Raw genomic sequence first — 7,768 nt, 5'->3', positions numbered from 1 at the left:
GTGCGATGCTCAGCGCAACCAACATCGCTGATACCATCCAACAATTCTTTGAAGGCCGCGAGGCCGCCGGACTCGCGATTTTGTTGCTGGCCTGGTCGATTTCCGCCGTCTTGAAAGTTGCCCAAGGCAGCAGCACCGTCGCCATGATCATCGGTGCCGGAATGATGGCCGCGATCTTGGGCGGACAACAACCTCCGTTCCACTTGGTCTACGTGGCGACCGCAGTTGGCAGTGGATCGCTGATGGGAAGCTGGATGAACGACAGCGGTTTTTGGGTGTTCACCAAGATGGGTGGACTAACCGAAGGCGAATCCCTACGAAGCTGGACACCACTGCTGGCAACCCTGTCGATCGGCGGATTGGTCACCACGATCATCCTCAGCCAAGTCGTCCCAATGGCAAGCTAACCGTACGATGGCCTTACTTGGCCGTGTTGGTGAAACGGGCTTCGCGGACCACGGTGACTTTGATTTCACCGGGGTAGGTCAGTTCCTTTTCAAACGTGGAAGCGATGTCACGGCAGATCGCGGCGGCTCGCTCATCGCTGACCTGCTGGCTGCCAACCATCACTCGCAATTCACGGCCCGCCGAAATCGCGTAGGCCTGTTGCACGCCGTCAAACCGCTGAGCGATCGACTCCAACTCTTCCATGCGTTTGACGTAACGCTCCAGTGATTCACGACGAGCCCCCGGCCGCGACGCGCTGCAAGCGTCCGCGGTCGCCACCAACATCGTGTAAGGGAACTCGGTCACGATTTCATCGTGGTGGCCCTTGGCGGCATGCACGACTTCGTCGTTCTCTTTGCTGCGACGTAGAAGGTCGGCACCGATTTTGGGATGGCCTCCTTCCAGTTCGTGATCAGCGGCTTTCCCGATATCGTGCAGCAACCCACAACGTCGAGCCAACTCGCCGTCCAAGCCAATCATTTCGGCCATCATGCCGGACAAGAACGCGACTTCGACACTGTGCCGCAACACGTTTTGGCTGTACGAGGTTCGGAAGTGCAATCGTCCGAGCATTTCGATCACGCGATCATGAAGCCCCGACACGTTGACTTCGCTCGCGGCTTCCTGCCCCTTTTGCAAAATGAACGACTGAATTTCTTTTCCCGCCTGCTCAACCGTTTCTTCGATTTTCGACGGATGAATTCGACCGTCCGCGATCAGTTTTTCGAGTGACATCCGAGCGACCTCGCGGCGGACGGGATCAAACCCGCTGACCACAACCACCCCTGGGGTGTCATCGATGATCAGATCCACGCCCGTGGCTTTTTCAAAGGCACGAATGTTGCGTCCTTCGCGGCCGATGATTCGGCCTTTCATGTCATCCGTTGGCACCCCCACGGTGCTGGTCGTCGTGTCCGCTGTGTGGACCGACGCGTAACGCTGCATCGCTGTCAACAACATTTCACGAGCCTGCGAATCGACACGCCGGCCCAATTCACGTTGATGCTTCAGCACCATCGAACCAATTTCATGTTCCAAATCTTGCCGAATCGAATGCAGCAATTTCTCAGCGGCTTGCTCTTCCGTCATTCCGCTGACCTGTTCGAGTGCTCGCTGACTCTCTTGGACCAAACGATCCAGTTCGGCACGTTGCTCGGTCAGGTTCCGCATTTGGGCGGCGAGGCGTGTCTGGCTGCTCTCCAAACCGCGTTGGGCTTTCCGCAAGGACTCTTGACCGGACGCCAACTGGTCTTCCCGAGCGTCCAGTTTCCGATCGCGAATTTGTTCCTTTTCGCGCATCGCCGCCACCTCGCGATCCGCCTCGGCCTTGATAGCCAATGCTTGTTCGCGAGCGTCGACGATGATTTGATTTCCTCGTGTTTCTGCTTCTCGCCGAGCGGTTTCGAGCACCGCTTCGGCTTCAGCGTCAAGCCTTTCTCGGCGTTTGACGGCCTGACGCTGAATCAAACCCAAAACAGCGGCAATGCCAAGGAAAAAGAAGAAGAGGCAATAGAGGATCGTGGTGGCGAGTTGCGGATTCATTAGATTCTCGAAGCCGCTTGTTCATCCCTGGCGCGCACCGATCGTTGAGGGGGTGCAAGACGCCTTGCTTCACACATGATCGCAGCGATTTGGGGCTGGCAACGAGAACGCCAACTGTCGCAAAGCGAGTGAACAGCAGATAAATTATCAGCCACATGAGCAAAACGTCCGATGCAAAGCACGGGATTGAAAGCGGTGGTGTTAAGACGGAATCGCGAGTGTAACCGACCCAACTGACGCAGGAAACGGACACGAGCCCCTCGGACGCCCCCAACCATCAAATGATTGGTCACTTGCATTCTTTCAACCCCAACGATCCCTCCCGTTTCAACGTGCCCTCGGTTTCAACGTGACTGCTCACTGGCGATCTCTGCAGGAAACGATTCGGACGACGTGGCCCAACCGGCACGGGCGGTCCTGCGATGTTGCGACCTTGGTGGGATGCAGTGGAGGCGCGGACAGCGTCGCGCTGGTCCGTTTGCTCGCAGAACTCTGGGCGGAAGTTCCCGCTGCGACCAACGCTGATTCCCCAAGCCACGCACGCGCTGCCGCCCCGCTGATCGTGGCCCACTGCAACCACGGCCTTCGCGGGGATGAATCCGACGCCGATGAAGCCTTCGTGCGTGAACTCGGCAACCAACTGCAATTGCCCGTCGTGATCCATCGCGTTGCCAAGCCGAACGAGAACACTCCTTCACCCCCGGCCAGTGATGAACGCACGTTACGCCAAATCCGTCGCGAATTTTTCATTCGAGCCGCCCGGCAACACGGCTGTCGCTACGTGGCCGTGGCTCATTCCGCGGACGATCAAGCCGAAACGACCCTCCACCACTTCATTCGTGGCACAGGCCCATTGGGACTGGCTGGCATCGCTGAAACGTCTGACTTGGACACGGACTTGGTCCTTCGACGACCGCTTCTGCCAGTCCGGCGAGAAACGTTGCGAGCGGGTCTTCGTGAAATCGGACAAACATGGCGAGAAGACGCCAGCAACAAACTCACCCACTACACCCGCAACTGGCTTCGACACGATGTGTTGCCGCTGATCGAGGACCGCTATCCGAGCGCGGTCGAAGCGATGCAGCGTGCCTCTCAACTGCAAAGAGAAACCAACGAGATGATCCGCCGCTTGGCGCAACGTTGGCTTGAAATCTACTCGACGTTCGACGATGACCAGTGGATCATCCACCCATCACGACAGGCAAATTCCGCCGAACGCCACTCACCAAACAACGAACGGGTAAACGGCGAACCGGCAAGCGACCAAGGATGGATGACGGAGCGTCCGATCATCGTCGCGGCAAGCCAACTGGCTTGGGACCAAGTGGGTTGGCCTCGGGGCGCCATGACCATGGAACACTGGCAACGATTGGCGTCGCTGGCCAGTTCAGCAATCACGACCGCCCCAACCATGACCGCCGCGCACACGAAAAACGCTGATGCAACGAACCACACCGGTCCGTTCCCAGGCGGAATTTCCGTTCGCAACGAAACCGAACGCCTGATCTTGCGAGGCCAACGATTCGCTCCCTGACGAATCATCGACACAATCCGTTCGACCGAATCAATCCCCTCAACTGGCTCATCACGTCGTCGGTTTGACTTCTGCTGCCCTCATTCAGCCTCTGGAATCCTGCCTGGCACGCTGCTGAGAGTTACGGTTCTCAAAGGAACCCGCGTGCTTGCACCGCGGACCGCTGAATGACCGTTTGCATCCGAGCCTGGCTGATACCTCATGATTCATGTCCAACACCTGACGAAGGCCTACGAGGACCTTCGCCGGGGGCGTTTCTTGGCCGTTGACCACATTTCCTTTTGTGTCCAACCGGGAGAAATTTTTGGACTGCTCGGCCCCAACGGTGCTGGCAAAACCACCGTCCTGCGGATCCTTTCCACGGTGCTGCGTCCCAGTTCTGGGATCGCGACGATCAATGGCTACGATGTGTCGCACGAACCCGCCGAAGTCCGCCGCCGAATCGGCTTCGTCAGCAACAACACGGCCATTTACGACCGCATGACAGCCTGGGAAATGGTTGGCTATTTCGGTCGCCTTCACGGCATGCGACGCGACGAACTGAACGACCGACTCGAAAAACTATTCACTCAACTTCGGATGAACGAGTTCCGCGATGTGCCGGGCAGCAAAATGTCCACGGGCATGCAGCAAAAGGTGTCGATCGCAAGAGCTCTGGTGCACGACCCACCGGTGCTCGTTTTTGACGAAGCCACCCTCGGACTTGATGTGCTGGTTGCCCGCAATCTGTTGGAAGTCATTCGCGAATTGCGAGAGGCAGGGAAGTGCCTGATCTTTTCCACTCACATCATGAGTGAGGTCGAACGCTTGTGTGACCGAATTGCAATCATGCACCGCGGACGCATCCTGGACTCCGGCACCCTAGATGAACTGGTCGACCGCCACGAAGAAGACAACTTCGAAGAACTCTTCTTCTCACTGCTCAGCGAACACGAGACCGCCGAAGCCCACACCCAACACTCAACATTTCGAAACGACCAAGACAGCGACCAAGTGCTCGCTAGCACGGAGGCAGTTTGATGAGCGAAACGTCCCAACAAAAACGCGAACGGGCCGCCAAAGCCAACCGGCCACGATTGGAAACCATCGGGCTGATCTACGCTCGCGAAATGCGCGATCAACTGCGAGACCGGCGAACACTGTTCACTATCATCGTCCTGCCGATCTTGCTGTATCCCATCGTCGGAATGCTGCTGCTGCAGATCGCCCAGTTCACGCAACAACATCCGATCTCGGTTTGCGTGATCGGAATGGAACATGTCGAGGCGGCAGCGACAGGCGACATCCCTCCGCTGCTGGTGGAAAAGGAAAACGAGGAAGCCGAACCGCCTGAAAAAGCCTTGCCGCAATATCGATTCGCCGACGCGGTCTCCGAAGCGGTTCAGAACGTCAACGTGACGACTTACCGAACCAGCGAATTGGAACGCACGGGTGACTTGAGCGAGCGAAGTGAAACCTGGGTTCGCGACGGCATCTATGACTGTGTGATTTGTTTTGAAACACCACTCTCAGACGCCATCCCAACGCAGGCCAACCAACAAGGCACCATCGGTCTGTTCTACAACGTCGCTTCCGATCAGTCCTTGGTCGCGCGAGAACGCATGGCCTCGATTTTGAATCATTGGCGTGGGACCTGGGTTCGCAATCGCCTGTCATCGGCTGGGATGGAACTTTCAGTCTTGGATCCGTTCCAAGTCCGCGACGTTGACATCGCTCCTGAACGAACACGCGAAGCTGCGTTTTGGAGCAAACTCCTGCCGTTCATCATGCTGATCTGGGCAATGACCGGTGCGTTCTATCCCGCGATCGATTTGGTCGCCGGTGAAAAGGAACGCGGAACGCTGGAAACGCTGCTGTGCAGCCCCACGCTTCGAAGTGAGATCGTTTGGGGCAAACTTGGCGCGGTGATGTCGTTCAGCATGATGACTGCCATCCTCAACGCTTGTTCCATGTTGGTCACCAGCACCTTCGTATTCAATCAAATCGCGATCGGTCCAGGCGGCGGTTCCATGGGAACACCCCCCTTGATCCCGATGCTGTGGTTGTTCGTCGCGTTGATCCCCCTGTCCGCCTTGTTCAGTGCTTTGGCACTCGCCGTCGCCGCCATGGCACGCAGCAGCAAAGAAGGCCAGTATTACTTGATGCCGCTGATGATGCTGACGCTGCCATTGGTGCTGCTGCCGATGTTGCCGGGCACAACGCTGAGCCTGGGAACCAGTTTGATCCCGGTCACCGGCATGTTCTTGCTCGTCAGAACACTGGTCGAGGGGCACATGATCGAAGCTTTGACGTACGTCCCAACCGTCGCGCTCGTGACCGGCATTTGCCTCTGGCTCGCCGTGCAATGGGCTCGCCGTCAGTTCGAATCAGAATCCGTTCTGTTTGGCGATGGCGATCAATGGGAACTCGGGGCGTGGTTCCGACACCTTTGGCGTGATCGACAATTGGCGGCCACTCCCGCCGTCGCCTTTGGATGCGGAGCGGTTGTGCTGGTGGGACTGTTTTTCGGCAAACTCGCCGTGACCGAAATGCCAACCACGTTCACTGGAATCGCGACGCTGGTCCTGATCCCGCAACTCGGATTGATCTTGGCGCCGACGTTGTTGATGTCCGTCATGCTCACCACGTCCTTGCGAACCAGCCTTCGACTCAATCTTCCGAACTGGCGAATTTGGCCCGTCGTCGGCGTGCTCTGTGTCATGCTTCATCCGCTGTACATTCAACTGGCAGGATGGATCAGCACGATGTACCCACTGAGCGACCAAGCCGTGGAAGCGATGCTGCCGTTCACTCAACAAATCGCCTCCGCCCCTTGGACATCCGTGATTCTGCTGATGGCGTTTGTACCCGCGATCTGCGAAGAACTCACGTTCCGCGGATTCATCTTCGGTGGACTGGTCCGCGGCGGCCATCCACTGCGAGCCGTCTTGGTCACCGCGTTGATGTTTGGCATCTCACACGGTGTGCTTCAACAATCCATCTCAGCGACGTTCATGGGATTGCTGCTCGGCTGGATCGCACTTCGAACCGGAAGCGTGTTGCCTGGCATCGCAATTCACTTCTGCAACAACGCCATGTCGGTGTCGCTGCAACGCGTCACGGAACTGGATCTGCCAATCTTGAATGAACTGATTCAAGACACTGCCAATGGACCGGCTTACCATCCTTTCTGGACCGCCTGTTGCTTCATCGTTTCAGCCGGTTGTGTGGCGGGAATCCACCGCATCACGCAGGAATCGGATCCGATCAACAGCAACGATGCACTGGCCGATCGAGTCGCCCTGGGCAGCAACGTGACCGACCCATCTTTGAAGCAGCTTTCACCGGCGACTCAATGATTGTTGACTCACTCGACGTTGGCTCCTCCAGCGTCCCATCCCGTCGGCTTGCCTACCAAGAACCACGCGGTTGCGACGACGTGCCCGTGGCGGCAGGAGCCGATTGGAAACCGCTGATGCGACCGGACACTCGCGGTGCTTCATGGTTGGTGGGCAAACCTGATTCATCCACGGGCGGCGTCCCAGGGATGCCACCGATGGAATCATTCAACGTCAATGGACCGCGTGGCGGTTGCAACAGCCAAAGCATCTCAAGTGTTTGACCAGAAACCGGCACCGACACGCTGTGTGGCGCCGCGAACAGTCGCATCAATTGAGTCGCGGCAATCTGTTGCGGACCGGTCCGCACGATCGGTTGACCGCCGGCGCACAGCATCGTTCCAGGTGGCATCTTCTCAAACCCACGTTGGCTGTTGCACAAACCTTCCATGGTGAGCTTGCCGTCATACAAATCAAAATCAATGGCCAGCAAATCGAACGGAAAGTCGTCTGCAACCGCTGCGGTCAACTGGCATCCCAAGTCTTCCGCGAAACGCGGCAACAGGGACGCAGAGATCCAACCTCGAGAAACCTGGATCACACCGTCAACATCCACCACGCCGCCGGGAACAATTTGGCAGCGGTTCAACTGCAACGACCCTTTGCCGACCAAACGATGCGGTAGGAACTCGGTCATCTTCGCCAAGTCGATGTTCTCGATCCGTGCGCTACTGAGATCCAACATCCAATCCAAACCACCCATCCCCGTTCCGCCTTGCTTGGGCACTTGAGAGAGCTTGGCGGCACCATGAAACGTTGCTACATAGCACAGTTTGAAGAATGCCGGATGAAAGCCAGACAACCACGCAAGAGGAGCAATCAACACACAGGTTCGCAAAGCAACGCTGGTCCGCGGTTGCCCCTCGTC

The 7,768-nt window shown here is 57.5% G+C and carries 4 protein-coding genes and 2 pseudogenes; 4 read left to right on the top strand and 2 right to left on the bottom strand.

Annotation, left to right across the window (positions count from 1 at the left end; genetic code table 11):
- A pseudogene (locus tag ACF8AM_RS08405) lies at positions 1-407 on the top strand (Gnt-II system L-idonate transporter); the annotation flags it as partial.
- A 13-nt stretch (positions 408-420) separates the two neighbouring features.
- On the opposite strand, the gene rny reads toward ACF8AM_RS08405, so the two are convergent.
- Positions 421-1,989 carry a ribonuclease Y gene (gene rny, locus ACF8AM_RS08400; protein ID WP_392555202.1) on the bottom strand — a complete coding sequence of 523 codons (1,569 nt, stop codon included), beginning with the start codon at positions 1,987-1,989 and terminating at the stop codon, positions 421-423.
- 349 nt (positions 1,990-2,338) lie between these two features.
- Between rny and tilS the strand changes: the two genes are divergently transcribed.
- The 3 genes from tilS to ACF8AM_RS08385 all read left to right on the top strand — a co-directional run bounded on the left by tilS (position 2,339) and on the right by ACF8AM_RS08385 (position 6,861).
- Positions 2,339-3,523 (top strand): tRNA lysidine(34) synthetase TilS, encoded by a 1,185-nt coding sequence (gene tilS, locus ACF8AM_RS08395; RefSeq protein WP_392555201.1) that lies wholly within the window; start codon positions 2,339-2,341, stop codon positions 3,521-3,523.
- A gap of 201 nt (positions 3,524-3,724) precedes the next feature.
- Complete coding sequence (locus ACF8AM_RS08390) at positions 3,725-4,543, top strand: ATP-binding cassette domain-containing protein (RefSeq protein WP_392555200.1); 819 nt, start codon at positions 3,725-3,727, stop codon at positions 4,541-4,543.
- Complete coding sequence (locus ACF8AM_RS08385) at positions 4,543-6,861, top strand: ABC transporter permease subunit/CPBP intramembrane protease (protein WP_392555199.1); 2,319 nt, start codon at positions 4,543-4,545, stop codon at positions 6,859-6,861. Before ACF8AM_RS08390 ends, ACF8AM_RS08385 begins: the two co-directional genes overlap by 1 nt.
- 52 nt (positions 6,862-6,913) lie before the next feature.
- Here ACF8AM_RS08385 and ACF8AM_RS08380 read toward each other — a convergent pair.
- Positions 6,914-7,768 (bottom strand): annotated as a pseudogene (locus tag ACF8AM_RS08380) (hypothetical protein); the annotation flags it as partial.

It is taken from the genome of Rhodopirellula sp. JB055 (assembly GCF_043100905.1).
Taxonomy (GTDB): domain Bacteria; phylum Planctomycetota; class Planctomycetia; order Pirellulales; family Pirellulaceae; genus Rhodopirellula.
Note: the sequence above shows the minus strand (reverse complement) of the source record. Positions and strands in the feature narration are given on the sequence as shown.